Source organism: Candidatus Roseilinea sp. NK_OTU-006, assembly GCF_012931985.1.
In the GTDB taxonomy this organism is placed as follows: Bacteria; Chloroflexota; Anaerolineae; order J036; family Brachytrichaceae; genus JAAFGM01.
In genome coordinates this window covers 21827-47552 of record NZ_JAAFGM010000012.1, presented here as the reverse complement: position 1 = coordinate 47552, position 25726 = coordinate 21827, and the positions used below count along the sequence as shown (strand labels likewise).

21 protein-coding genes are annotated in these 25726 nt (G+C 63.8%); 13 read left to right on the top strand and 8 right to left on the bottom strand.

Annotated features, from left to right (window positions below; genetic code table 11):
- The first annotated feature begins 58 nt into the window (after nucleotides 1-58).
- Nucleotides 59-847, top strand: coding sequence for a creatininase family protein (locus GXH28_RS08490; RefSeq protein WP_169238595.1), 789 nt, complete (start codon nucleotides 59-61; stop codon nucleotides 845-847).
- A gap of 114 nt (nucleotides 848-961) precedes the next feature.
- The gene (locus GXH28_RS08485; protein WP_169238594.1) at nucleotides 962-2458 is read left to right on the top strand and encodes a M81 family metallopeptidase; all 1497 of its coding nucleotides are present in this window, start codon (nucleotides 962-964) and stop codon (nucleotides 2456-2458) included.
- 57 nt (nucleotides 2459-2515) lie between these two features.
- On the opposite strand, the gene GXH28_RS08480 is transcribed toward GXH28_RS08485, so the two are convergent.
- The gene (locus GXH28_RS08480; protein WP_169238593.1) at nucleotides 2516-3304 is read right to left on the bottom strand and encodes an IclR family transcriptional regulator; all 789 of its coding nucleotides are present in this window, start codon (nucleotides 3302-3304) and stop codon (nucleotides 2516-2518) included.
- A gap of 107 nt (nucleotides 3305-3411) precedes the next feature.
- Here GXH28_RS08480 and GXH28_RS08475 point away from each other — a divergent pair, with 107 nt between their 5' ends.
- From GXH28_RS08475 to GXH28_RS08425, 11 genes are all read left to right on the top strand, one after another.
- Nucleotides 3412-4689, top strand: a complete 1278-nt coding sequence (locus GXH28_RS08475; protein WP_320447936.1) for an aspartate aminotransferase family protein — start codon at nucleotides 3412-3414, stop codon at nucleotides 4687-4689.
- A 12-nt stretch (nucleotides 4690-4701) separates the two neighbouring features.
- A complete protein-coding gene (locus GXH28_RS08470) occupies nucleotides 4702-5817 on the top strand; it encodes a dipeptidase (protein ID WP_240550285.1) in 1116 nt (371 codons plus the stop codon).
- 215 nt (nucleotides 5818-6032) lie between these two features.
- A complete protein-coding gene (gene cnbZ, locus GXH28_RS08465; RefSeq protein ID WP_169238591.1) occupies nucleotides 6033-6788 on the top strand; it encodes a 2-amino-5-chloromuconate deaminase CnbZ in 756 nt (251 codons plus the stop codon).
- 223 nt (nucleotides 6789-7011) lie between these two features.
- Entirely contained in the window at nucleotides 7012-7548 is a 537-nt protein-coding gene (locus tag GXH28_RS08460) for a hypothetical protein (RefSeq protein ID WP_169238590.1), read from the top strand.
- Nucleotides 7545-7952, top strand: coding sequence for an FHA domain-containing protein (locus GXH28_RS08455; protein WP_169238589.1), 408 nt, complete (start codon nucleotides 7545-7547; stop codon nucleotides 7950-7952). The genes GXH28_RS08460 and GXH28_RS08455 overlap by 4 nt, the downstream gene beginning before the upstream one ends.
- A 17-nt stretch (nucleotides 7953-7969) precedes the next feature.
- Nucleotides 7970-9493: a PP2C family protein-serine/threonine phosphatase gene (locus tag GXH28_RS08450; protein WP_169238588.1), complete on the top strand. Its 1524-nt coding sequence runs from the start codon at nucleotides 7970-7972 to the stop codon at nucleotides 9491-9493.
- Nucleotides 9494-9626: 133 nt separating this feature from the next.
- Nucleotides 9627-11579: an FHA domain-containing protein gene (locus tag GXH28_RS08445; RefSeq protein ID WP_169238587.1), complete on the top strand. Its 1953-nt coding sequence runs from the start codon at nucleotides 9627-9629 to the stop codon at nucleotides 11577-11579.
- A 134-nt stretch (nucleotides 11580-11713) separates the two neighbouring features.
- Entirely contained in the window at nucleotides 11714-12292 is a 579-nt protein-coding gene (locus tag GXH28_RS08440) for a double zinc ribbon domain-containing protein (RefSeq protein ID WP_169238586.1), read from the top strand.
- A 57-nt stretch (nucleotides 12293-12349) separates the two neighbouring features.
- Entirely contained in the window at nucleotides 12350-13639 is a 1290-nt protein-coding gene (locus tag GXH28_RS08435; protein WP_169238585.1) for a serine/threonine-protein kinase, read from the top strand.
- A gap of 165 nt (nucleotides 13640-13804) precedes the next feature.
- Nucleotides 13805-15730 (top strand): serine/threonine protein kinase, encoded by a 1926-nt coding sequence (locus GXH28_RS08430; protein WP_169238584.1) that lies wholly within the window; start codon nucleotides 13805-13807, stop codon nucleotides 15728-15730.
- 18 nt (nucleotides 15731-15748) lie between these two features.
- The gene (locus GXH28_RS08425; protein WP_169238583.1) at nucleotides 15749-16876 is read left to right on the top strand and encodes a zinc ribbon domain-containing protein; all 1128 of its coding nucleotides are present in this window, start codon (nucleotides 15749-15751) and stop codon (nucleotides 16874-16876) included.
- 37 nt (nucleotides 16877-16913) lie between these two features.
- Here the strand turns inward: GXH28_RS08425 and GXH28_RS08420 are convergent, their stop codons facing one another.
- From GXH28_RS08420 to GXH28_RS08390, 7 genes are all read right to left on the bottom strand, one after another.
- A complete protein-coding gene (locus tag GXH28_RS08420; RefSeq protein ID WP_169238582.1) occupies nucleotides 16914-17417 on the bottom strand; it encodes a Zn-ribbon domain-containing OB-fold protein in 504 nt (167 codons plus the stop codon).
- 22 nt (nucleotides 17418-17439) lie between these two features.
- Nucleotides 17440-18594, bottom strand: coding sequence for a thiolase domain-containing protein (locus tag GXH28_RS08415; protein WP_169238581.1), 1155 nt, complete (start codon nucleotides 18592-18594; stop codon nucleotides 17440-17442).
- Nucleotides 18595-18672: 78 nt separating this feature from the next.
- Complete coding sequence (locus GXH28_RS08410) at nucleotides 18673-19737, bottom strand: hydroxymethylglutaryl-CoA synthase (RefSeq protein WP_169238580.1); 1065 nt, start codon at nucleotides 19735-19737, stop codon at nucleotides 18673-18675.
- Between the two features lie 185 nt (nucleotides 19738-19922).
- Nucleotides 19923-20765, bottom strand: coding sequence for a bifunctional DNA-formamidopyrimidine glycosylase/DNA-(apurinic or apyrimidinic site) lyase (gene mutM / locus GXH28_RS08405; protein WP_169238579.1), 843 nt, complete (start codon nucleotides 20763-20765; stop codon nucleotides 19923-19925).
- A gap of 18 nt (nucleotides 20766-20783) precedes the next feature.
- Nucleotides 20784-21764, bottom strand: coding sequence for a GNAT family N-acetyltransferase (locus GXH28_RS08400; protein WP_169238578.1), 981 nt, complete (start codon nucleotides 21762-21764; stop codon nucleotides 20784-20786).
- 24 nt (nucleotides 21765-21788) lie between these two features.
- On the bottom strand, nucleotides 21789-23006 hold the full coding sequence (locus GXH28_RS08395) for an MFS transporter (protein ID WP_169238577.1): 1218 nt from the start codon (nucleotides 23004-23006) through the stop codon (nucleotides 21789-21791).
- Between the two features lie 124 nt (nucleotides 23007-23130).
- Entirely contained in the window at nucleotides 23131-25716 is a 2586-nt protein-coding gene (locus GXH28_RS08390; protein WP_169238576.1) for a PBP1A family penicillin-binding protein, read from the bottom strand.
- Nucleotides 25717-25726: the final 10 nt, after the last annotated feature.

The following is a 25726-nucleotide window of genomic DNA, read 5'->3' as shown; positions in this document are numbered from 1 at the left end:
CCGCCCGACCCTGCGCTCGCTTGACACGATACGCGAGTGCGTTCAACCTTATCGCACTATGCAGTACGGAGAACTCACCTGGCCGGAGCTGCGCGCGCAGGCGCAGGCCGGCAAAGTCGTCGTCTTCCCCACCGGTTCGCTCGAGCAGCATGGGCATCACTTGCCGCTGCTGACCGACAGCCTGATCGGCGGCGAGATCGCCCGGCGCGCCGAAGCCGAGCTAGGTGATGCGGCGATCTTCCTGCCCATGCTGTGGGTCGGCGCGTCGCATCACCATTTGCCCTTCGCCGCCGTCAGCCTGAGCGCGCCGCTCTACACCGAGGTATTGAAGGAGATGCTGAGCTGTATCATCGCCGCCGGCTTCCGGCGCATCTTCATGCTCAATGCCCACGGCGGCAACGAAGTGCCGGCCATGATGGCCATCCAGCAACTGCAACTCCAGCGCTATAAGGAACACCCCGACCTGTTCATCGCCTTCTCGAGCTGGTTCGGGGGCATCGCTCGCCAGCAGATTGCGCAGATCGAGTCCCTGGAACAAAAGTTCGTGACGCACGCCTGCGAGCTGGAGACCAGCGCCATCCTGCGCATCCGGCCGACGTTGGTGCACATGGATCTGGCGCGCGGTGCACACTACACCTATCCATCGGAATTCTGGACACCCGACGCAGCCGGCCCCAGTCGCGTGGCAGTCGGCGTCTCATTCGATCAGATTACGCAGACCGGCGCGCTCGGCCACCCCGAGCTGGCAACGGCGGACAAGGGTGAGCAAATCCTCGCCACGGCGACGCGCGAGGTGGTGCGCTTCGTGCGCGAGTTCGCCACTTGGCAACCGGTGCAGCCCAACTGACGCTAGCAACCAGAGTCCAGATGTCAGATGCCCGACACCCAACACCGACCACTCGACACCACCGACACCACTGACGCCATCTGACACTATCAACACCACCCGACACCTCTATCCATGACTAAACGCATTCTCATCGCCGGCCTGTCGCACGAGACACACACTTTCGTGTCGGACAGAACGACGCTCGATCGGTTTCGCATATTGCGCGGCAACGCAATATGGCAGGCCGACGGCGACGCCTCGTGCCTGGCCGGCGGGTTGGCCGTGGCGAAGGCGCGCGGCTGGCACGTTCTGCCGGCGATTCACATGTCGGCGCAACCATCGGGCATGGTCGCCGATGAGGTAATCGAGGTGTGGTGGGAAGCCTTCGCCGAGGCAGCGATGCGGGAAGCCGAGGCCGGCATAGACGGCATCTGGCTGGATATGCACGGCGCAATGGTCAGCGCGTCCTATCCCGATGTGGAGGGTGAGCTATTGCGTCGGATTCGGGCGCTGCCCGCATTCGAGGATGTCCCTATCGGCGGCGTGCTCGATCTGCACGGCAACATCACGGCGCAGATGGCTGCGCTCAGCAATGCCCTGGTCGCCTATCGCCAGAACCCACACACCGACGGCAAAGCGACGGCCGAGTTCTCGGCGCACCTGCTGGATGATCTGATCACGACCGGTCGACGCGCAACGACCGTCTGGGAAAGGCCGCCGTTGATCTTACCGCCCACGGCCACCGGCACGGCGTTCGAGCCGATGGCGCTGCTCGAAGCGCGCGCGCGGAAGATCGAGGCGACGCACCCGGACATCCTCGCCGTCAACGTGTTCGGCGGATTCGCCTATGCTGACATGCCCGACGCCGGCGTGAGCTTCACCGCAGTGACGGTCGGCGATCCCGACGTTGCCCAGCGCGAACTGAGGACGCTGAGCAAAATCGCGATGGCGCACAAGCATCACGCCCTGCCTACCGGCTTGTCACTCGATGAGGCGCTCGATCGCGTGCAGCAACACACCGAAGGCCCGGTGCTCATCGTCGAGCCGGCCGACAATATCGGCGGCGGCGCGCCGGGCGACCTGACGATCGTGCTGAAAGGGCTGCTGGAGCGCGGCATCCGAAACGCCGGCGTCGCCATTGCCGATCCGGAAGCCGTGCGCGAGGTATGGCCGCTGCGGCCCGGGGAACGCAGGCGCATGCGGATCGGCGGCAAGAGCAGCGTGGTCGGCGCACAACCACTGGAACTGGACGTCGAGCTGATCTCCAAAAGCGACGGCAAGGTCACGCTCGAAGATCCACACAGCCACATGGCCGTGGGCGGCTTGCATCACGACATGGGACCGACGGCCGTCGTGCGCGCGACCTCGCCACAGGGCGGCAGCGCGACGATCCTGCTGAACAGCATCAAGACCGCGCCGATGGATCTGGCGCAGTGGCGCAGCCAGGGCATCAACCCGGAGGACTTCTTCGTCATCAACATCAAGGCTGCTGTGGCGCACCGTCAGGCGTACGACCCGATCGCGAAGGCCAGCTACTTCGTCAACACGCCCGGACCGTGTGCCAACGACGTGTGCGTGCTGCCGTTCCGACGGTTGAAGCGGCCAGTCTATCCGTTGGATGAGCTGTGAGCCGAGAGCCGTGAGAAGTAAGCGATCAGCCGACGGCTCATAGCTGATAGCTGACAGCTACTGTGGGGTGTAGCCCAGACGGCCAGAGATGTCGCGCGCGGCGCGCATGACAGCCTCGGCAACCTCGCCCTCGTCCGCGGGGCTGATGCGCGCCGCCGGCGCCGACAGGCTGATGGCCGCGACAACTTCCCCATCCTGGTCGAAGATCGGGGCACCGATGCACAGCGCGCCCGGCTCGTTCTCCTCGCGCTCGATCGCATAGCCACGCTTGCGCGTCGCGATCAGCTCGGCATGCAGCACCTCGAACGAAGTGATCGTGCGCGGCGCGCGCGGCTGCAACCGCCGCGGAATGTGTTTCGCCCATCTTTCCCTCGGCAGAAACGCGATCATCGCCCGGCCTAGCGACGTGCTGTAGGCCGGATCGTGCGCGCCGATGGTGGCCTGCAACCGGAGCGCCTGCCGGCTCACTGCCATCTCCAAATACACCACTTCGTCGCCGTGCAACACGCCTAGGTTGATCGTCTCGCCGAACCGGTCGCGCAACTGCTGCATGATCGGCCGAGCCACCTCGCGCACGCGCAAGCTGGGATCCACCGTGCGGCCCAGCGACCACGCATTCGGCCCGAGCCAGTAGCACTCGCACTCGGGATCGTAGAGCACGAAGCCGGCTGCCTTCAGCGTTTGCAGGTACTTGTAGACCGTCGGCTTGGGCAGGCCGACGAGGCGACAAATCTCGACCAGCGGCAGCTCGCGCCCGGCGTCGCCCAGGCACTTGAGCACACGCAGCGCCTTGAACACCGGTTTGATCACGTAGGCCGAAGGGGCATTGTGTGATCCGCGCTTCATGAGCCAAAGTTTAAGTGTTTCTTCATGCGATACAAGCGCTTCTTTTCACCCGTGCAGTCGTTGTGTTAGAGCGTGTTGCATGCATGTTGAACCACGAAGAATCACGTGTGTTATTCGAACGCGCGCAGCGCGCACTGGCTGGCGGGGTATCCAGTGAATTCCGCAAGAGCAACGCGCCCCACCCACTCGTCTACGTGCGCGCACACGGTGCCCGTCTCGTAGATGCAGATGAGAACGAGTATCTGGACTTCGCGCTTAGCCAGGGGCCGATGGTGCTTGGCCACAGTCACCCCGAAGTACTCGAAGCCGTAGAACGCGCTAGTCACGATGGGCAACTCTACGCCGCGCTGCACCTGGCCGAGATCGAGCTGGCCGAGAAGCTGCAGGAAATCATCCCCTGTGCCGAGCTGGTGCGCTTCAGCGTCAGCGGGTCGGAAGCGGCTCACGCCGCGCTGCGCGTCGCGCGCGCAGTGACCGGACGCCAAAAGTTTGTCCGCTTCGAGGGTCACTATCACGGTTGGTTCGACAACATCGCCTGGGGAATCAACGGCGCGTCGCTCGAAGCGCTCGGGCCGCGCGAGGCACCGATCGCCCAGCTATGGACACAAGGCTTGCCCACCAACATACGCGACGAGTTCATCCTGCTGCCGTGGAACGACCTGACACTCGCCGAGCGAACGGTCGCTCAACGCCACGACGAGATCGCCGCGATCATCACCGAGCCGATCATGTGCAACACCGGCTGCATCGAGCCACAGCCTGGCTATCTGGAAGGTTTGCGCGCGCTGTGCGATCGCTATGGCATCGCGCTGATCTTCGACGAAGTCATCACCGGCTTTCGCGTGCACGTGGGCGGCGCGCAAGCGTATTACGGCGTCACACCGGACCTGGCCGTCTTCGCCAAAGCAATGGCCAACGGCTATCCAATCAGTGCACTCGTCGGCAAGCGCGCGTGGATGCAACCGATTGCTGAGGGCAGCGTGATCCACGCCGGCACGACCAACGCCGGCAACCCCAGCGTCGCCGCAGCTAAGGCGACCATAGAGGTGATGCAGCGCGAGCGCGTGCACGAGAAGCTACATCGGCTGGGCAAGCGATTGCAGGCCGGCCTGTGTGAGGCCGCCCGCGAGACTGGCCACGACGTGCTGGTGCAAGGTCCCGGACCGGTGCTAAACTTGGCATTCACATCACTACTCTGTGCCCGCGACATGCGCGACACCTTCGCATTCAACAAGGCTAAGCTCGCACGGTTCGTGTATGGATTGCAAGAGGAAGGCGTGCGCATCCTCAGCCGGGGCACGTGGTATCTCTGCGCCGCGCACACCGAAGCCGACATTGATTTCGCCGTGCGCGCCGCGCGGAAGGTGCTGGCGGGGATACAGTGATGCGTGGAGGCCATGATGCTCATCGCCGACGCTCATCTCGATCTCGCCTGGAACGCGCTGACGTTCGAGCGCGATCTGCAGTTGCCCGTGCACGTCATCCGCCAGATTGAAGCGCCGATGACCGGCAAAAGCCGCGCCATGAACACCGTAGCGCTGCCGGACATGCGTCGCGGGCGCGTCTTCCTCAGCGTCGCCACACTGCTGGCGCGTGCCTCCGGCCGGCCCTCGCCCGGCATCGAGTACAGCTCGGTGGCCCAGGCACATGCTGTAGTCAAGGGCCAAATGGCATATTACCGTGCGCTCGAACGACAGGGCGTCGTGCGCGTGATCGAGACTGCCGCACAACTCGACGAGCACGTGGCCGAGTGGCTGACGTGGGAAAGCACCCCTCCCCCTGCGGGAGAGGGGACGGGGGTGAGGGAAATGCCGCCCCTCGGTTTCGTCATCTCGATGGAAGGCGCCGACCCTATCACGACACCCGACGAACTGGCGCACTGGCGCGAGCTGGGGCTGCGCCTGCTCGGCCCAGCCCACTACGGGCCGAACCGCTACGCCGGCGGCACCGGCACAGCGCTGGGCATCACCGAGGGCATCGGACCGGCGTTGTTGCGCGAGATGCGCCGACTGGGCATCGCGCTCGACTGCACCCATCTGAGCGACGAGGCCTTCTGGGAAGCAGTACGCCTGTATGACGGGCCACTGCTGGCCAGCCATCAGAACTGTCGCGCCATCGCCTCGCTCCAGCGGCAATTTACCGATGAACAGATCAAGCTGGTCATCGAGCGGGGCGGCGTGTTGGGCGCATCGTTCGACATCGTCATGGTGCGCGATGGTTGGCAGTGGGCCGCCATGAACAACCTGACCGCACCAAACCCGGTCATGATGCGCGAGGTAGTGAATCATATTGACCACGTGTGCGAATTGGCCGGGAACGCCGATCATGTCGGCATTGGCTCCGACCTCGACGGCGGCTTCGGCCGCGAACAGTCACCGCGCGACCTCGACACCATCGCCGACTTGCAAAAGCTGGCCGGGCTGCTCGCTGAGCGCGGCTACAGCCACGACGACATCGAGAAAATCATGTTCAGGAACTGGGTGCGCTTCCTGCGCATGGTGCTAGCTCAATGAGAACAGATGGCCGGTCGAACGCAACGATGATCCAAAACATAGCGCATCGGATGCGAACGTCAGCGCCGGCAACAGCATCCATTTCACGTCACATCGTCCCATCGGCGAACTGCCGCAGGGGAACGAGCCAATTCGATCCATGCGCTTCTTCACCACCCGAGTTCATCGGTGCGACATGCAACCGAACACGTAATGCGCAATAATCCCCGGTGTCTATGATCCACAGACCTGAAGGCAACTTCTCCTATCTCGCAGGCGGCGGCGCCTTCTGCCGCGGCGTGCGAGCCGACGCCGGCTTCGTGTTGGTTCACGCCACCTTCCGCCGCGTGATACCGGTCGCCCAGGCGTTTGAGGCTATACGACGCCACCTAGAAAGTGTCGGCCGGCCGATGGCCGCGCTGTGCGGCGCCGAGGTGCGCGTGCCGCAGCCGCTCACGTTCGAGAGCTTCAGCGCGTTCAACCAGGACTACATCGCCCTGCTCGATCAATATGGCCTACGACAAGATGGGCGCGCGACGATGACCCGCACCAACGTCGCACCGCTCCCGGCAACCATCGCCCCAAGCGAACCCGGGCTGTTCGCGTTTACCTACACCGCGCCGCGCACACGCGCCGACGATCGCAAAGCGTTCATCGTCTCCGGCGCAGGCGAATTGAAAGACGGCCCACCCACCCGCGAGTCCATCGTGCGCGTCGGCGAGACCACACCCGATGCCATGCGCGAGAAAGCCAAATTCGTCATGGCGTCCATCGAGGGAACGTTGAAGGCGCTAGGGGCAACCTGGGACGATGCGACGCAGGTCAACCTCTACACCGCGCACATAGAAGGCGGCTATCTCGACGAGACAGTGTTCGCGCACATCGGCCCGGCAGGGCACTACGGCTTGCACTGGATGTATAGCAAGCCGCCCATCCAGGAGGTCGAGTTCGAGTTGGACGTGCGCGGGACAAGCGAGGAGCTGTTCCTATAATCCAGCCGTGGAGAGACGCGCATCAGCCGTCGAACATCTCCCTAGACTGCGTTAAACTCGGCCTGTGTTCAGCCGACAGACGCTCGATACATTCCGCGTACGAATGCGCTCCGGCGGGCAGCCGGTCCGGAGCGCATTCGGTGGGGCAGCCGGCGCCGCCGTGTACCCATTAGGCCCACACCCCGACGCCCGGGCTGCCAGTTCAACGCAGCGCGGGTTGTTGATGGCCCTCGCCGATGCCGGCGGCGCGTCGCTAGCCGGCCAGAGCTTGATAGAACAAATCCGCCAGGCCTATGAAGAAGTTCCACCCGACGTAGATCGGCTCATCGCCCTGCGCGCCACGCTCGACAAAGCGAACCGGGTGCTCAAGCGCCAGTCGAAAGACGCCGACGCGCCGACGCATATACCGATGGTGATCGCCGCCGTGGTCGGCAATCAATGGTATGGTATCGGCGTCGGCACGATTCGCTGCTACTGCATCCAGGCCAGCGGTCGCATTGACGCTATTCGCATGGAACCCGCCGCCCAACGCAAGCTGGAGCCGGCGGACAGCCTACTGATTTGCACGTCTTCGGTGAGCGAAAAGCTAGACGAATATGACATCGCGCTCACCGTGTATTCACGCAATCCGCAGGGCGCCGTCCAACGCTTGCTGGCGATGGCGAAGGAGAAAGGCGCGCAAGGCGCCCTGGGGGCGATCGTCTTCGGCCCACGGCGCTCGTTGGTGAGCAGCATCCTCGGCAGATCATCCAACAAATGAACGCTCCCTTCCCGCTATACGACGTTGTTGCCACCTGCGCCGATGCAGCGCTCCTCGGAATCGGCGGCCTGGCCGGCCTGTTCGGCTTGTTCTCACGCCGCCGCGCGCCCAGGACACCTTCGGCTTATCTGGTGATCGGCGGCAAGCGCTTCCCGCTGACCGAGCCGATCCGCCTCGGTCGCACGTCGTGGTACCGCATCACCGGCAAGTCAGTGGCCGACCTGGCCGAGGAACATGCCGAGATCTTCCGCGCGCCGGATGGTATGTGGGAAGCACGTCTGCTCGCAGGCGAGCACATGTTCGTGGATGGCCGGCGCTCACGCCACAATCGCCTGCGCTCCGGCGCGACCATCTCGCTGGGCAAATCGCAACAAGTCGTCTTTCAATTCATGTTGCAAAATTGACGGGTGGTGCATCCCTGATGACCCTTTCGACGTCCACGCTCTCCACGGCCTCCGATCCGCTGCCGATCGGTGAATACGTGACCGACGCGACGCGCCACACGTCCTACATCATCGCCGCCTTCGACGAAGGCTCACACACGAACAGCCGATCGCGCACCTACGAGGCCATCGTCTCCGATGGCTCGGCGCGCTTGTTATTGCACGAGGGGCTGGCACCGCTCGACCTCGCCGGCGCCATCACGCTGAGCGAACAACTCCAACAAAAGCCAATACCCCATGTAGCGCGCCTGCTGCCCATGTTCGAGATGGGCTGGTTCGATCGCGTCGTGCGCTACTATGTGCCGGAGGTCGTCGCGCCGGATCTGATGAGCGTCGCCTGGCTCAATCAACAATCGAAGCGACAGTGGGAGGCATGGTTCGAACAATTGGTCGAGGGGCTGAACGCGCTGCACCAGTGCGGCGTAGCGCTCGGCCTGGCCGATGACGATACAGTGTTACGGCACATCGGCGTGAATGCTAACGGCGCGCACTGGCGGAACCTGGGCACGCTCGTCCTATTGGAGGACGAACCGGAAGCGGCCTACGCCGATGTGCGCGCGCTATGCTCGGCGCTCGCGCACACCCGGTTGGTCGAAGCACAGTCGCACGTGCGCTATGCGATGCGTCGGGCAGCCGATCCGCGCGAACGGATCAGCGCGGCGATGCTGCTGGGCAGGCTACAGCGCGCCCAAGCCGACGCCGCTCCTCGTGGCGACAACCTAGAAGCCGAGCTCGGCCACGCGACGAGCGCCGGCATGGTGCGCGCCGAAAACGAGGATAACGTGTGCGCCATCGAGATCACGCCTGGCCCGTCGGACGACGACAAGCCCCAGCGCAGGCCCATCCTCTTGGCCGTCGCCGATGGCATGGGCGGCGTGGAAGCCGGCGAAGTCGCCAGCGAGATCGCCATCCGCACCCTGGTGGAAGCGGCGCAGCAATTCTTCGCCTCTGGCAAAACACACTCGTCCGCCGAGATCAACGCCTGGGTGCTGCACACCGTTAAGGACATCAATGACCGGATCGTCGCCGAAGGCAGTCGCCGCGGGAATCAGATGGGCTCCACGCTCGCCTTCGCCCTGGTGGTGGACGATAAGGCTTACTTAGGCAACGTCGGCGACAGCCGCATCTATCTGTGGCGCTCGCAGGAGGACGGTCCACTCGTCCGCCTCTCGAAGGACCATTCACTCGTCCAGTCGCTGGTAGACGCCGGCATACTGCGCGACGAAGACCGCTACACCCACCCGGAACGCAGCCTGATCTACCGGTCGTTGGGCGACCCCAAGACCGGCGTATCCGATGCACACGAGCCGGTGCCCCTGCAGCCGGGCGATTGGCTGATCGTATGCTCCGATGGCCTGTGGGAGATGGTGCGCGACGAGGCGATGCGAGATGTATTAACCTTTTCTTCGAACGCACAAATCGCCTGTGATCGCCTCGTCGATCTGGCCAATGCCAATGGGGGCGAGGATAATATCGCCGTGGCGATCGGCAGGTTCTTGTGAGAAACGCACCTGGTTAAAATCAGGGGCGTCAGGCGCGCGGACCGCCACGTTCGTGTCAGGCTTTCGCGCACCACCCTGGTAGTGTTCTGAGGTCTCGGCACTCACGCGATAAAGAGGCGCTGATCTAGCTGAGATGCAGATGTTCAAAGGCAACGTAGAGATGATCAAACCGACCTGGCAACATGCTTCCGTCATCGCCGCGCTGGCTTCGCTCATCGTTGGCACCGCGCTCCTGCCTTATCCGGCTGCTGCGCAAACCGGCGGGCCCACGCTCGAGGTCAAGCAGGTGGACAGCACACGCGCCCCGGACTACACGATCACAGCCTCGGTCGTTTGGCCGGACGGCAGCGCTGCGAGCGGGTTGACGGCGCAGAACTTCACGCTCACCAACCTGGCCGATAACAGCCCGATTCCCATCGCCAACGTCGAATCGGACAACGCAGGCATCGGCGCAATCATCGTGGCCGACCTGGCCGGCCTCAACAACACGCGCGACTACAACGTGGTCAACACCGAGAACGTCCGCCGCGTCGCACAGCAATTCATGCAAGCGATCTCGGCAAACAGTGGCGGCAAAGACTACGTCGGCCTGGTGATCACCACCGGCACGGGCGACAACAAGATCGCCGCGCTCGTCTCCCCGACCAACGACCTGGGCGCAGTCACTTCGCGGCTGGAAACGATTCCGCAGTTGCCGGTAGAGCGCACGTCGGCGCTGTTCGACGGACTCAACCAAGCGCTCAACCTGTTGACGCGCAACCCCGACGCTGCTACGCGCGAAGCGCTCGACCAGCGTCGCAAGATTATTCTGCTGTTCTCCGACGGCGCCGACAACAAGTTCAGCGACGAAGGCATCCGCGGCGATATCCTGCGGCGGGCCATCGAAGCCGGCGTCTCGATCTTCGCCGTGCAGGTCAACCAGCGCGGCCCACGCGAATTCACGAACATGAGCGCGCTGGCAGCACAGACCAACGGCGGCTACGTGCTATTGGATTCGAGCGTGCCGCTGGCGCAGGCCGAGGAGCAACTGCGCGCCCTGTACAGCCGCATAGACTCGCAGCGGTCGCAGTACATTTTGCGCTTCACCAGCATCAGGCCGGCCGGCGAGCACTCGGCGCGGCTGACGGTGAACACCCCACTCGGCAGCGACACAGCCGAGGTGCGCTTTGCGTCCGCGCTCAGACCGCCCACCGTGAGGCTGCTCACCCCACTGGAAGGCGAAACCTTCTTCCAGGAGACCGCTGAACCCGCGCCGCCGATCACGATCACTGCGCAGGTAGATTTCCCCGACGGCCGAGCGCGCGACGTAAGCATCGAGTTCTTCGCCAACGGCACATCCATCGGACGGTTAGACGCCCCACCCTACGAATTGGTCTGGCAACCCCCCAAGGAAGACCGCAGCGTCGTGACCAAGACGCTTCCCTATGCCTTCCAAGCCATCGCCACAGATTCGTACCTCGGGACGACGAGCAACAGCCCATCGGTGCGCACCGTACTCCAAGTGGCCTCCGTGCCAGCCATACCGTTCGTGCCCACCGAAGCGCCGTCGTTCGACCAGTGGCTGCGCCAGAACACCGCCCTCGCTGCCAGCTTGTGCGGCCTAGCGCTCATCACGCTCGGCCTGATCGCGGCCCTCATCATCATGAACCGCCGCTACAGCGATCAATTCGCCGTGCTCCGCGCGAACATGTCGAAGGGCGTGCAGAGCGGCATCCGCATGGTCACGCAGCGACTGGGCTTGAACCGCCAGCCAATCGCCGAACTCAAGGTGGTATCCGGCCCGATGGCCGGCACCTCGTTACCGGTGGGGGCAGATACCGTATGGGTCGGCCGCGATCCCTCCCAGTGCGAGGTCGTGCTGATGAGCGATCCGTACGTCTCAAGCCGCCACTTCCAAATCACGCGCGACCCCGTCACGCAGCAGTTCTACATCCTCGACGAAGGCACGGCCAACGGCACCCGCGTCAATCGCATGCCGCTGCCCATCAAGACACGCACGCCGCTGCCGGAGGACGCCGAAATCGAGGTGGGCATGACGAAACTGATCTTTCAACAAGGCCGGAGGACGCAACGCTTGAACCCGTGAGCGCCTTGCCGGCCAATTTTCGCCGCCGTGCAGCCAGCGCTGCGACATCGTTTTGACACGCAGCCAGAGGATCGCTCAAAGACCAGCGCGCTGCATCTACGGCAAAGGGGTTATCAAGTTCGGGAGAAAGCAAGATGATTTGCCCGAATTGTGGTGCAGAGCAGCCCGAAGGGGCGAACTTTTGCAACCGGTGCGGGACGCGCCTATCCCAGCCGGTGCTGACATCTATCAGTTTAACGTGCGCTCGGTGCGGCCACGTCAACCCCGCCGGCAGCAAGTTCTGCGGGGAGTGCGGCGCGCCGCTCGAAGCAGCCCCGATGTCGCCTCAGCCGACGGCGCCCGCGCATCTCGTCGGCAAGCCGCCGGCCGAGCCGATCGTGAGCACCGCGCTGCGGCTGATCAGCAGCAACGGCACAATCATCCACTTCCCGCCGAACCCGGCGAACGCCTGGTTGATCGGCCGCGAGGACCCTGTCAACGCCATTCATCCCGACATTGATTTGACGCCGTACGATCCGGATCGCACGGTATCACGACGACATGCGCGCATTATGCTGACGGCCGGCAATCAGCCCATCATCGTCAGCATCACGGCGACGAACTGGACGAAGATCAACGGCACACGCATCGAAACCGGCCAGCCCGTCCTGTTGTGTCCGGGGGATCGGATCGAATTCGGCCGTTGTGTCGTCACCTTCGATATGCAAAGCTAACTCGCGCCCGACGCAGGCACACAGACAGTCGTCGCACACCGGCCACACTCATCCGCCATGCTGATTACCGGCCAACTCATTAACGGACGCTACCGCATCATCGAGCAGATCGCTGAGGGCGGACAGTCCATCGTCTACCTTGCCGCCGACGAGCGAGCGTTCGGCCATCGCGTGGTGGTGAAAGAGTTCAAAATCGGGATGGGCACGCCGGCATCCCGCGAGGCAGCGATGCGCCAATTCGAGGCATCCGCGCGCATGCTGGCCCAGCTTCACCACCCCGGCATCATCCAGGTGATCGAGTATGTGCTGAACGGAGACACACCGCTGTTGATCACCGAATACGCCGAAGGCGAGACGCTGCAACACCGCATGCAACTGGAAGCGTTCGGCCTGCCGGAAGAGCAAGTCCTGGACATCGCCGAGCAGTTGTGCGATGTGCTGAGCTACCTACACAGCCAAACGCCGCCGGTCATCTATCGCGACTTGACGCCAGGCAACATCATCATCTCATCAAGCGGCCGGATCAAGCTCATTGACTTCGGCATCGCCCGCACGGTCAAGGTGGGCAAAACATCGGACACCGAACCGCTCGGGACGACAGGCTACGCCGCGCCCGAGCAGTACGGCAACCTGCAAACCGGCCCCTACAGCGACATCTACTCGCTCGGCGCCACGCTGCTCTACGCAGTGACCGGCTACGATCCCAGCCTGACGCCGTTCATGCTGCCGCGCGCCGACCTCGTCCATCCTGATCTGAAGGAAGTAAGCTCGGCGCTGGCAGACGCAATCGAAAAAGCGACGCGCCTAGATATTACCGAGCGTTACCAGTCGGTCGAAGAATTTCGACGCGACATCCGGCGCGCCCGCCGCCGCTCACCCAACATCACCATCGTTCGGTCGCCCATTCGCGGCGCACACGTCGGCGCAATCGCCGGGCTCGCCGTCGTGGTCTTCGTGCTATGCGGCGGCATCGGCCTGATGCTGGCGAGCGCGCTCGGCACATTGCCCGGCGGCCCAACGGAGGACAATGCGACCGCTATCGTGCTGCCTGGCAGCGCACCGGCCCCGGCAGCGCTCAGCTTAACCGAAACCGCCACGGCGACCGTCGCGCCAACTCGCACGCTGCCGCCAACGCCTACACCGTCGCCCACGCCAACGTCATCATCTTCACCTACCGCAACGCCAGCCGAAGCGCCGACGCCCACCTGGACGCCTTCACCGGCGCCGGAGCTGACCGCGACAGCCACGACGACGACTACAACCGGAGCGAGCACAGTCACGCCAACTCGCCGACCCATCTTTGTAGATACGCCGACGCCCAAGCCCGCGCCGACAGCTACCACTTGATGACCGGAGCCCTCGCAACCCCAGAAACCCGCGCCACCGGCCCAGTTCGCGGCGATATCCGGTCCCATCGCCCGAGCGCACAGGCTGCTCTCCGGCAGCGAGCGCAAACTCGCCTCAGCCACGCAGCACCGAGCTGATTCGTTGTGCGACAATTGCCCAACGGAGATGCTAAACCCGGGAACGATTCTCAACGATCGTTACGAGATCCTCCGCTGGATGGCCGACGGCGGGCAATCAACGATCTACCTAGCAGCCGACAAGCGCACGTTCAACCGGCAAGTCGTGGTCAAGGTATTCAAGCTCGGCATCGGCATGTCCTCCGACGCCGAAGCTGCCCGGCGCCAATTCGAGACGACAGCCCGCATGCTGTCGCAGCTCAGCCATCCCGGCATCGTTCAAGTCATAGACTATTTCGTCACCGAGGACGACAAGCCTATCCTCGTCACCGAGTACATCCAGGGCGAAACGCTGGCCGAGCGCATGGTGGGCCAGTGGTATGGCTTGCCGGAAGAGCAGGTGCTGGATTTGGCCGACCAACTGTGCGACGTGCTCACCTACCTGCACACGCAATCGCCGCCGGTGATCTACCGCGACCTCACGCCCAGCAACATCATCTTCACCACCGGCGACCGAATCAAGCTGATTGACTTCGGCATCGCCCGCACGTTCAAACAAGGCAAAACGTCGGACACCGAACCGTTCGGCACAGCGGGTTACGCGCCGCCGGAGCAACACGGCAAAGGGCAAACCGGCCCCTACAGCGACATTTATTCGCTGGGCGCCACCTTGCTGCATGCGCTGACCGGCTACGACCCGAGCTTGACACCGTTTGTGCTACCGCGCGCCGACCGCGTGCATGGCGACTTAAAAGCGGTCAGCCCAGCCGTCGCCGATGCTATCGCTAAAGCGACTCAGGTCGAGATCAGCAAACGCTTTCAAACCGTTGAGGAATTTCGCAAAGCGCTACATCGCAAAGGGCTGGCCTCGCTCAGCCAACGCGCGCGGATTGGTCTGAGCTTCACCGCGATCGCGCTCAGCCTGCTGCTGTGCGCCGGGATTGGGCTGATGCTCAGCAGCGCATTCGGCATCACGCTGCCCGGCGCATCGGTGCTGGCCGGCAGCGCGAGTGCCAATGAGCTCACGGCTGCTGCATCCCCCGCGCCGACGCACACGCCGAGACCCACCGACACACCTACGCCGACGGCCTCACCCACGCCGACCCTCACCCCGACGCCGCGGCCCACGAATACGCCCAGGGCTACCCCTACGCCCATCGAGGCGCCGGTCGTCATCCCGCCCACCGCCGGCGAGGTAACCGTGACACCAACGCCGCCGCCCACGCTCACGCCATCGCCAACGCGAACGCCGACGCCCACACCTTCACCCACAGCGACGCCCACGCCAACGGCGACGCCGACACAAACGCCCCGGCCGACACCCACACGCACGCCGACCGCGACGCCGACGCCCAGCCCGACACCCACGCCATCGCCGACGGTCGTCATCGTGCTCGCGCCGAGCAAAGGCGCAGGCAACCTGCCGCAGCCGCGCATTGACGGCGTTGCCATCCCAGGCACCATCCGGCCCGGACAACCGTTCGATGTGATCGTCTGGGGCAGCAACGCCGGCGGCACGGCAGCCGATGCCGGCTCGATCACGATCTCCTTCCAGGAAGCCGAGGCCATCGAACTGCTCAACGTGGACAACAACATCGTCAACGTCGAGCCGGACAACTGCATCTTCAGCACCGACTCCTACGCCCGCGTGATCACTCCTAAGAACCGCTGCAACCAGATGGTGTCCTACCTCACCTGCGGGCCATCGCAGACGCCCATCACCTACCCCGTCGCAGAGTCGTACTTCCTGAACTGGGAACCGGGCCAGCAACACTACATCCACGCGCGCGTCATTCCTAGGCTTGACACAAAAACCGTGGTCGTGGACATTCGTGTCGCCATGACCAGCGTGCAGGCCAACGATCGCTCTTGCAACGCGCTCATCGCGCCGAACGAGGCCGAGACCCCCCACCGCGATCAGCAATTCTTTCCGGTGCGCCGCCACTACATCATCGTCGCAGGCAATTCGCCGTAGCGGTTTAAAATCGAGGCTGTGGGAGTGATTCGTTTCATCAACAACGTGATCTGCATGCTGGGCTGCATCACCGTCGCGCTGGCGATGGCGGTCTTGGTATGGCTCCCTACGCGCACGTTTGCTCGGTTGCAGATCAACCTCAGGGCGGATAGCACGCCGATCTTCCTGAATGTGACGGGGTACGAGGCGCTGATGATGGCGAACGGCCTGGCGATGATTCCCAAGAAGACCGCGGCCCTCATCGGCGAGCTTCAGAAGCAGGAAGGCGGCGAGCAGCTCATCGGCCAATATGACGTTGGAGAGCGGCAGCAAGGTTACCTTCGCGACCTCGCCGCCCAAACCGAGTCGCTCCCCGGCCTGGTCATGCTGTTCCAGGCGGCGTTCTTCACGCTGCCGGCGCTGGCGCTCTTCATGGCCATCATCGTGGCGCTCAGCCAGGGATACTTCGGTGAGCAGTTGGTCAAGGGCGTCACGCTCATCGCGCTCACATTGCTGGCTTCCGCAACGACCGCCGGTTCGATGCTCTATCTGAGCGAGCGACTGGACGCGGTGATCCGCGCTTCGCTCGCGCAGAACGCCGCCGGCTTCCCCGGGCTCGGCGTCTCGGTGAATGACAAACTACCCGAGCTGCGCGTCGGGGTGATCAACTTGATTGACACGCGCACGCCGGTGATCGCCAGCGGCGTGGGGTTGATCGGCGCAATCGTCGCTATGCTCGGCGCGACGCTCGCCGCGCGGAAGCCCGGCTTGAACCCGCGCCAAATCGCCCAGGCTGCCATGCTCCAGGCGCAAGTCAGCGCAAACGGCGCGCCGATGACGCCCAACCCTTACCTGGCGCCAACGGCGAGTGGGCCGATCCAACCGACGCAACGTTTGAATCCCGAGCCGCCTCCCGCTCCCCCGCCGGCAGCACCTTCGCCCGCGCCGGTGATGCCTGCGCAGGTGAAGCCACCGTCCGTCGTATCGGCATCACCGCCTATTCCGCCGCGATCACCATCTCTGCAGGCTTCCCCCCCTCCTGCACCGACGCCGCCGTCGTCGCCCTCGCCGACCTTGCAACGCGTCTGTCCAACATGCGGCGCGCCGATCCTGGGCACGGAGAAGTTCTGCCGCAGTTGCGGCTCGCGTCTGACACCGACAACATAGACACAAAGAGGCGGGTTTCAGTCCCGCCTCTGGTGGTTCATGCCATTACGGGCTGCGCCGCCGCCGGTTCGCCTTCAGGCGGCGCGCTCTCTGCCGGCTGAGGCACATGCGCCGGTTCAGTAACGGACGGCGAAGCGTCATCGCGCACCGGGCGCGCCGGGCGGAACTTGTAGCCATACACGAGCATGCCGCGCTCGCCATCCTCGCGCAGCACACGCGTCACCATTTCTACCGGCATGCCGATGTAAATCTCGGCTTCGTCCACGTCGGTGAGTTGCGCGGTCACGAGCGGCCCCTCGGCCAGCCGCACTAACGCCACGGTATATGGCGCGAACTTCTCAAAGCCCTGCGGCGGCACATGGACGGTGCTGTACGAATACACCTCGCCCCGCCCGCTAAAAGTGAACGGCGCCCGTGCCTCCTTCGCGCACACCGGGCACACATCGCGCGGCGGAAAGAGGCGCTTGCCGCAGTTCGGGCATACCTCGCCGATCAGGCGATAGCGTTGTCCCGTTGTCCTCCAGAATCGTGCTACTTCCATACCTTCATCCCTCTCTCTGAGATCACAGTCTTTCCAGTATCGTGGTCACCACCGTTGCGCCGCTGCCGCCGATGTTCTGGGCCATACCCAGCCGCGCGTTCTTCACCTGGTTGGCGCCGGCCTCCTCGCGGAGTTGCTCAACCACCTCGACGATCTGATAGATGCCGGTCGCGCCGACCGGATGGCCGCGCGCCTTCAGCCCGCCCATGGTGGTGATCGGGATGCGACCGTTCAGGCCGATCTCGCCCTCCATCGCCAATCGGACCCCCTGGCCGCGCGGCGCAAAGCCGGCTGCCTCCAGCGACAACGCGCTCATGATGGTGAACGCATCATGCACCTCGAACAGATCTATGTCCGATGGACCAACGTTCGCCACGGCATAGGCTTTCTGCGCGCTGATCGCCCCACCCTCCAGGTAGAGCGGATCGCGCCGATCGTGGACGGCCAGGGTATCGGTTGCGATGGCCATTGCCCGCACGCGAACCGGCTTGCTGGTGAACTCTTTGGCGATTGCCATAGGCGCCAGGATCACGCACGCCGCGCCATCGGCAATCGGCGACGAGTCGAGCAAATTGATCGGGTCAGCGATCGGCTTGGCCGCCGCAAACTGCTCGCGCGTGATCGGCGTGTGGAACATGGCATATGGATTGTTCATCGCGTTGGCATGCGCGGTGATGGCAAAGTTGGCGAAATCCTCCTTCTTGTAGCCATACTCGTGCATATAGCGCTGCATCAACAATGCATTGATGCTGACAAAGCTCAACCCTTGCAGCGCCTCGTACTCGGCATCTGCTGCGGTCGCCAGGGCGCTTGTCACGGCGTCGCTTTGTTGGTCGGTCATCTTCTCCACACCGACGCAGGCGACGATGTCGTGCAACCCACTCGCGACCGCCATATAGCCCACGCGCAGCGCGGCTGCGCCGCTGCTGCAGGCCGCCTCGACCTTAATGGCCTCGATGCCGCGCAGGCCGGCAAAGTCGGCGATCAACGCGCCCAGGTGCTCTTGGCCGGTCAACTCACCCGACAGCATGTTGCCGACGTAGAGCGCATCAATTCGCTCGACCCCGCTATGGTTCATCGCTGCTTGGAGCGCCTGAAAGCCCAACTCGCGCAGGCTTTTATCCCAGTGCTCGCCCACTGGCGTCTGTCCAATCCCGATAATTGAAACGTCTCGCATAACGACTTCCGGCGTCCTACTCCCCTTCCCACCCCCAACTTGCTCAGGAGTCGGGCATGAGAAGCGAAAGCCGTCACATCAATTCAACTTGTAGTTCCCCTTCATCCGCGCATACTGCGCGTAATCGATCGGCGTCCGCCGTTGTACGTATTCGTGCGTCGTCCACACGTGCTTTGCCGGCACAGTCTTCTTGACGCGCAGACAGAACGCATCGCTGCCCGCGCCGCTGCCGAATGAGGCCAGCAGGATGCGATCCCCCGGCTGCGCGATATCCAGGATGGCCGTCAACCCGATGACCGAAGAACCGGCATACGTGTTGCCGATCTCGTTGACCAGCAAGCCCGGGCGCAGTTGCTCAAGCGTAAAGCCCAACTCCTCGCCCACTTTGAGCGGGAACTTGACGTTGGGCTGATGAAAGACGGCATACGCGAAATCGCGCGCTGAGAGGTGCATGGCCTGCAGCAGCGCCGTGACGGACGACGTGATGTGATGAAAGTAGGCCGGCTCGCCCGTGAAACGCCCGGCGTGCTCAGGGAACTTCTCGTATTGCCGCCGCCAGAAGTCAGGCGTATCGGTAACATACGACACCGAGCCTTCGATCTCGACCAGCGCGTTCTCGGCCGGGCCAATGACTAAGGCCGCCCCGCCTGCGCCAGCGGTATATTCCAGCGCATCGCCCGGTCGCCCTTGTGCAGCGTCCATCCCAATCGCCAGCGCATAGGCCGTCATGCCGCTGCCAACAAAGCCAATCGCCGCCTGGATGGCCTCCGTGCCTGCTTTGCAGGCAAATTGCCAGTCGGCAGCCTGGGTGTAAGGTGTAGCACCGATTGCCTCGGCGACTATCGTGCTGGTAGGCTTCACGGCATAAGGATGCGATTCGCTGCCTACCCATACCGCGCCCAGACTCGCTGAGCTGAAGCCGGGGTCGGCATAGCCGGCGCGCGCGATGGCATTGCGCGCCGCCTCGATGCTCATCGTGACCACATCCTCGTCCAGTCCAGGAACCGCCTTTTCGTTCACCGGCGGCGTGACATTCCCTCCAGTCCATAACTCCGATATCGCTTGTCCTGACAAGCGATACCTCGGCACATATGCACCATAACCCGTTATTCCAACCGGTTTCACCGGTTTCATCAGCGCCATACCTTGATTTCCCAAATTTATCCCAAATTCTCTTGGGTTATCTTACCCACTTGGACTCTTGAAGATCAACTCTTATTGCTGATCGGCATTCTAAGGGCGCTATCCTGTCAAAATCAGGCAAGCTTGGCGGGGCTGCCGGAGCGATAGATTTTGATAGTGAAATTTAGCACAAGCTGAATGAGGAATCATCCGGCTGGGGGTTGGCAAACGGGGCAGAAGTATGTGCTGCGCTGGGTCACGGTAAGGCGCCGGATGGGGCTACCGCACGTTAGACAGCGTTGACCGGTTCGGCCATAGACTTTGAAGTTCTCTTGGAATTTCCCTCCGGGATATACCCAGTCGAAGCTGGCGCCATTGGCCGCGATGCCTTCTAACAAAACTTGCCGGATCGCAGCGTAGAGCCGAACTGCCTCGTCCTCTGAGAGAGAATCGGCGGCGCGCAAGGGGTGCAGGCGGGAAAGGTGCAACGCTTCGTCGGCATAGATGTTGCCAACGCCGGCGATAAACGTCTGGTCGAGCAGGAGCGGCTTCAATGCGCCATGTCGGGTGCGCAGGCGGGAGACGAACTCCTCAAGCGTTATGGCTAGCGCATCTGGGCCGAGCTTGCTGATGACTTCAGCCGGGTCGTCCACCAGCCAGACGCGACCGAACTTGCGCGCATCTTCAAGGCGCAGCGCTAGGCCATCGTCCAGCAGCCACACCAAGCGCGCGTGCGGGGTGAATGCCGCCGAACGTGAGACGACTTCCAGTCGCCCGCTCATCCTGAGATGGACGAGCAAGCTAAGCGCATCTGCGTCATCCCTTGAGCCGCGCAGGCCGATCAGGAGATACTTGCCGTAGCGTCCGATGGATTGCACGCGCGCACCGGCGATCCGACGCACAAACGCGCGTGGCGTTGGGCTGGCCACCTCGCGCGGCCATAGCACTTTGACGGATTGAATGGTGCGACCCACAAGCGGCGACGCGCCGTTGGGGGCGCCCTCGCGCAGCGCGCGCGCTACGGTCTCGACTTCCGGCAGCTCAGGCATGAAGCTAGCAACAGCGCGTCAGCCTTCGCACTCGTCCAGCGCAAGCCGCATGTGAACAAGCGTGCGCGTAGGGCGAAAGCCGGCAGCCTGCAGCGCTGCATGGGGCGTCTCGTCAATGCGCGCATGCGCAGCGTAGATTGGCTTACTCGCGTAATCACCCAAGCGGTGCAGGCCGCTCGCGATCAACTGAAGGACATCCTCGACCGTTGCGCCGGCGCCGGGCAGCACTTCGAGGTGATGATAGCTCCCTTCGAAAGTCGCACGCGTCCGCACGGCGCCAAGCAATGCCCCACGCCGATCTGCGTCCATCACCCGCCATTGCTGCGCATTCCCGTTTAGCGAATTGAGCAACGACCAGCGCAGGCCGAGGCGATACAGGTTCGCATCGAACGGCTCGGCAAAGGTGAACGGCTCGGGGATATGTCGCTGCGCCAGCGCCCACACCGCAGCGCGATCCGACCATCTGGCCTTGCGCGCACGCCGTGATGGCGCGTCACCCAGCAGATTCAATTTTGCCGGGCGCAGATAGTGCGTCACCTCGCCCAAGCGCCGAAAGCCGAGTTTCTCATAGAGGTGCAACGCCGGCGAGTTGTTAACGTCGGCCTGCAACGCGATATAGCGCGCGCCGCGCGAGGCCGCGTAGCGGATGCACGCCTCGACGACAGCTCGGCCGATGCCTCGGTTGCGGTAGGCCGGCTGGGTCGCCACGTTGCCGATAATCCAGGTATCCCGACGTGTATAGTTGCGTTGCACCGAGGCATTCGCAATCAGTTGCCCGTCTTCGATCCATACGAAGCCCGTCGCACCACCGAGCGCCAGCGCATCCAGCAGGCTGTAGTTGCGCAAGGCGTGGATCAGACGGACGCCATCGTCACCCATCGCCTCATCGCGAAAGGAAGCCTCGAGCAGGTTGGCGACGGCGCGGCCATCGCGCCAGGGATCAATCTGCCGGATATGCGGATCGGCCGGGCTGAATACAGTGCGAACGTCGGCGACCATGCGACCGAAATTGTACCCGCGCCGTCACATGCGCCTGGCGCGCTCGGCGCACACCGCGGCCACAAGCGCCAGCCAACCGGCCAGGAGGAAGACGATCGGCTGAGCCACGCCCAGGCTAAGCAAGCCCACTCCCAGAAAGGGCGCGATGAAACCGCGCAAGCCGATGATCGTGGACTGCGCCACAGCGTACTCCTGGGTGCGATCAGGCTCAGATAGCTCTAGGCAGGCGTTAGTAAAGCCGATGTCGCCGCCGGCCATCACCAGCCCGATAGCGATGAACGCCGGCAGCAGCATCCACCCCGCCGTGGCAAAAGCGTAGGTCAGCGGCGCGACCGCCTGGATGGCGAACGTGAGCATAATGCACCGCAACGCGCCATAGCGGTCTACCACCCGCCCCCAAACGAAATAGCCGATCAGCCAACTGACGGATTGCACCAGTCCCAGCAAGCCCAGCTCGGTGTATGACAACTGCAAGCGGTTGATCTGCACATCGGGATACATTGGGCTTGCGGCCAGCGCGGCCAGGCCAAAGAGTATCAAGCCAAGCTGATACATCATGAAGCGCCGGTTGCGAGTCACCACTCGCATGGCGTCCGGCGCCGAGCTGCGCGCCTGCGCCCCACCCGGTTCGACGACGATGCGCATTCTGCTGAACACCAGCGAAGAGACCAGGCCCAGCGCGCCCGCCAGCGGGAAGACCACCGGGTAGCCCAGCCGGTCGAGCCCCAGGCCGATCAGCGGCGTGGCAACCAGAATGGTCAGCGCCATGCCAAAACGCACCAGGGCCATGATCCTGCCCCGATGGGCAATCGGATAGATGCTCTGCAAGATGCGCGTATAGGCCGGGCCAGGGCCGATCTCCAAAAACCATAGCACCGTCGCCAATGCTAGCAAGGCGGGCGCGTCACCGGCGAAAGCCATCACGATGAGCATGATGCGCCCCAGCGTCCAGCTCATCACGGCGAAGGCCTTCGGCGTCATCTTGCGTACGACCAGCAGGCTGACGCTGCTGAAGATATGGCCGAGGTAGCTCAGGGAGAGATAAATCGAGACTGTCGCCGGTGAGCCGCCCAGCTTGGTCAACACTGCCGGCATGAACGTCAGCGTGGCCATGAACACGCCATAGACAACGGCGCTGACGATCTCGACGCGCATGTTGTAACGCACGTCGTCTTCCAGCGAGCCGGCGAGTTGCGTTTCGAGGTACCGCAACGTGGCCGCCAGTTGAGGGGAAAGCGTCATACAAAGCTTGGGCGGTTTGTACAACGCGGGCCGCGGATGAGCAACTGGAGGCCCATAGGGGCGCTTGGCCGGAGACAGTAGCAGCCGGCTTCGCGCTAAAAGAAGCGGCAGGCAAACGCCGCCGCTATGGCCCCACGTCGAAGCGCGCATAGCCGACGAGCAGGCCGTTCGCCGTGCTCGCCGTGACGCGGATGGTGTAGCGTCCAGCGGGTAAGCCTTCAATGCCCCACTCCGTGAGCTGACCGTCCACCACGGGTGCGAGGTGCGGCCCACTGATCCATTTCCACTCGCCGGGGTTGTCGCCCTCGCCATACTCAACGACATACTGCTGGAAGCCCGGCGGGTTCACCGTACCACGGATCGAGAGCAAGCCACGCGCGATCGGCTCACCCAGGGAGGGATGCGTGATCAGGATGTCGGGGAACTGAGGGTTGGAGACCGAAGACTGCGCGTTGTTCAGCAAATCGGGATCGCCCACCTGCACGGCACGTTCCACGTTCTCATCGGGCGGGGGCGGCAACTGGTCGGCGCTGAAATACTCGATGCGCCGGCGCGGGCAATGGGGCGAAGGCGCGCGGCCGCCGTACTCGCAGATCTCCGCCGCCACCACGCCGGGCGGCGGCGCAAAGTCGAGCGCCGGTCTACCTGCTAGCGACTTTTCCATGATTTGCTTCCAAATCGGCGCCGCACCGGTGATGCCGCTCACGTTCTGCATGGGGCTGTTGTCGCTGTTGCCCACCCACACGCCGACCACCAACTCCGGCGTGTAGCCGACCGTCAAGTTATCGCGGAAGTCGTTCGTGGTGCCGGTCTTGGCGGCGGCCGGCCGTGATAACCGCAGCGGGCTATTCAAGCCAAAGGACTTGGCGCGGGCGGCGTTGTCGCTCAGGATGCTGGTGATCAGCCAGGCATGCTCTGGCCGAACGACCTGCTGCCCTTGTGTGTGTCGGTAGTCGCGCAGCAGTCGGCCGTCGGCGCTCGTCACACGCGTGATGGCGATCGGCGGCATGCGCACGCCGCCGTTCGCCAGCACCGCATAAGCCGCGGTCAAGTCGAGCAGCCGCGCCTCGGCGCCGCCCAGCGTCACGGCCAGCCCATAGGCCGGGTTGGGCGGAAAGTTCAAGCCGACGCGCTGCGCCATCTCTAGGAAGCCGGGCACGGTGACGAAATTCAACGTTTCGACGGCCGGGATGTTCATGCTGCGCGCCAATGCCTCACGCATGAGCATCGGGCCGTGAAACTTGCCATCATAGTTGCGCGGCGCGTAGACCTGGCCATATTCGTTGGTAAAAGTGACCGGCCGGTCCCAGTACAGCGTCGCTGCCGTCCAGCCGCGCTCTAACGCCGCCAAATAGGTGAACGGTTTAACCGCCGACCCCGGCTGGCGCAGCATGAGCGCGACGTTCACCTGGCCGTCAATCTTGGGGTCGTTGAAGTCGGCGCTGCCCACCATGGCCAGGATCTCGCCGGTTTTCGGTTCGATCACCACGGCTGCGCCGTTGGTCACGTTCTTATCGCGCAGTTGGGCGATCTGCTGGCGGATGGCGTCCTCGGCGATGGCCTGGATGCGCGGATCGAGCGAGGTGTACACCCGCAAGCCATCGCGATACAAGCCCTGCGCGCCATACTCGGCGTCGAGCTGCTGCTTGACAAACTGCATGAAGTGCGGCGCGATCGTGGAGATGTTCGGCAACGTGGCGGTGAACGCACGACGCTCGATCTCGCGCTGCGCCTCGTAAATCTGATCGGGGGTGATGTAGCCAGCCTTCGCCATCAGCCGCAGCACGTCGTTCTGCCGGCGCAGCACACCGGGCTTGTTCGTCACCGGATCCCACAACACCGGCGATTGCGGGATGCCGGCCAACATCGCCGCCTCGGCCAAGTTCAACGCGCTCGCCGGCTTGCCGAAGTAGAGTTGCGCCGCCGCTTCGACGCCGTAGGCCTGATTGCCGTAGTAGTTCTCGTTGAGATAGATCTCCAAAATTTGATCGCGCGTGTAGCGGCGCGTCAGTTCGTTGGCCAGCACAATCTCGCGAATCTTGCGCTGCAGCGTGCGCGCGCTGCGCTCGGCCGGCGAGAGCAGCAAATTGCGCGCCACCTGCTGCGTGATGGTGCTGCCGCCACTGACGAACTCGCGTTCGGTCACGGCGTAATACAGCGCGCGAGCGATGGCGACCGGGTCAAAGCCCACACCGTGCGCGTAGCGGTAAAAGTTCGGATCTTCAGTCGCCAGCGTAGCCTGAATCAGGTAAAGGCTGATCTGGCTGAGCGGTACGCGCGTGCGCCGGCCGGCCGTCGGGTCAGTCGGATCGGTCAGCTCCGCGACCAGGTTGCCTTCGCGGTCGAAGATCTTCGTGCTGGCGAACGCGCTCTGCGCCGCTGCGAGCTGACCGGGGTCGGGAATCTCGCGGACGATCAGCAGATAACCGGTCAGACCCAGGATGACGACAGCGAGAGACGCGACGAAGGTGACCAGCGCGAAAGCAAAGAAGAGGCGCGCCAGTCGCACGCCGAGCGATCGTGACTTGGGCTGCGGCGCCGCAGCGCGATCCACAGCCCGCGCGGCAGCGTCGCCGGCCAGAATGACGCGGGGCGTCGCTGGCTTCGACGCGGTGGGCGCCCCCGCCGGCACATAGCCGGCGCGCTGCGAGGGCGGCGTGTTGCGAACCATCCGCCGCGTGCGGCGATCAGCATCGCGTTGATCGTTCATCGTTCCACAA

Excerpts from the sequence above, each read along its gene's own strand:
- GXH28_RS08440 (WP_169238586.1), top strand. The coding sequence starts at position 11,714 with ATGATTTGCCCGAATTGTGGTGCAGAGCAGCCCGAAGGGGCGAACTTT.
- GXH28_RS08390 (WP_169238576.1), bottom strand. The coding sequence starts at position 25,716 with ATGAACGATCAACGCGATGCTGATCGCCGCACGCGGCGGATGGTTCGC.
- GXH28_RS08420 (WP_169238582.1), bottom strand. The coding sequence starts at position 17,417 with ATGGAAGTAGCACGATTCTGGAGGACAACGGGACAACGCTATCGCCTG.
- GXH28_RS08480 (WP_169238593.1), bottom strand. The coding sequence starts at position 3,304 with ATGAAGCGCGGATCACACAATGCCCCTTCGGCCTACGTGATCAAACCG.
- GXH28_RS08445 (WP_169238587.1), top strand. The coding sequence starts at position 9,627 with ATGCAGATGTTCAAAGGCAACGTAGAGATGATCAAACCGACCTGGCAA.
- GXH28_RS08490 (WP_169238595.1), top strand. The coding sequence starts at position 59 with ATGCAGTACGGAGAACTCACCTGGCCGGAGCTGCGCGCGCAGGCGCAG.
- GXH28_RS08395 (WP_169238577.1), bottom strand. The coding sequence starts at position 23,006 with ATGACGCTTTCCCCTCAACTGGCGGCCACGTTGCGGTACCTCGAAACG.
- GXH28_RS08415 (WP_169238581.1), bottom strand. The coding sequence starts at position 18,594 with ATGCGAGACGTTTCAATTATCGGGATTGGACAGACGCCAGTGGGCGAG.
- GXH28_RS08400 (WP_169238578.1), bottom strand. The coding sequence starts at position 21,764 with ATGGTCGCCGACGTTCGCACTGTATTCAGCCCGGCCGATCCGCATATC.
- GXH28_RS08435 (WP_169238585.1), top strand. The coding sequence starts at position 12,350 with ATGCTGATTACCGGCCAACTCATTAACGGACGCTACCGCATCATCGAG.
- mutM (WP_169238579.1), bottom strand. The coding sequence starts at position 20,765 with ATGCCTGAGCTGCCGGAAGTCGAGACCGTAGCGCGCGCGCTGCGCGAG.
- GXH28_RS08455 (WP_169238589.1), top strand. The coding sequence starts at position 7,545 with ATGAACGCTCCCTTCCCGCTATACGACGTTGTTGCCACCTGCGCCGAT.
- GXH28_RS08460 (WP_169238590.1), top strand. The coding sequence starts at position 7,012 with ATGGCCCTCGCCGATGCCGGCGGCGCGTCGCTAGCCGGCCAGAGCTTG.
- GXH28_RS08470 (WP_240550285.1), top strand. The coding sequence starts at position 4,702 with ATGATGCTCATCGCCGACGCTCATCTCGATCTCGCCTGGAACGCGCTG.
- GXH28_RS08450 (WP_169238588.1), top strand. The coding sequence starts at position 7,970 with ATGACCCTTTCGACGTCCACGCTCTCCACGGCCTCCGATCCGCTGCCG.
- cnbZ (WP_169238591.1), top strand. The coding sequence starts at position 6,033 with ATGATCCACAGACCTGAAGGCAACTTCTCCTATCTCGCAGGCGGCGGC.
- GXH28_RS08430 (WP_169238584.1), top strand. The coding sequence starts at position 13,805 with ATGCTAAACCCGGGAACGATTCTCAACGATCGTTACGAGATCCTCCGC.
- GXH28_RS08410 (WP_169238580.1), bottom strand. The coding sequence starts at position 19,737 with ATGGCGCTGATGAAACCGGTGAAACCGGTTGGAATAACGGGTTATGGT.
- GXH28_RS08485 (WP_169238594.1), top strand. The coding sequence starts at position 962 with ATGACTAAACGCATTCTCATCGCCGGCCTGTCGCACGAGACACACACT.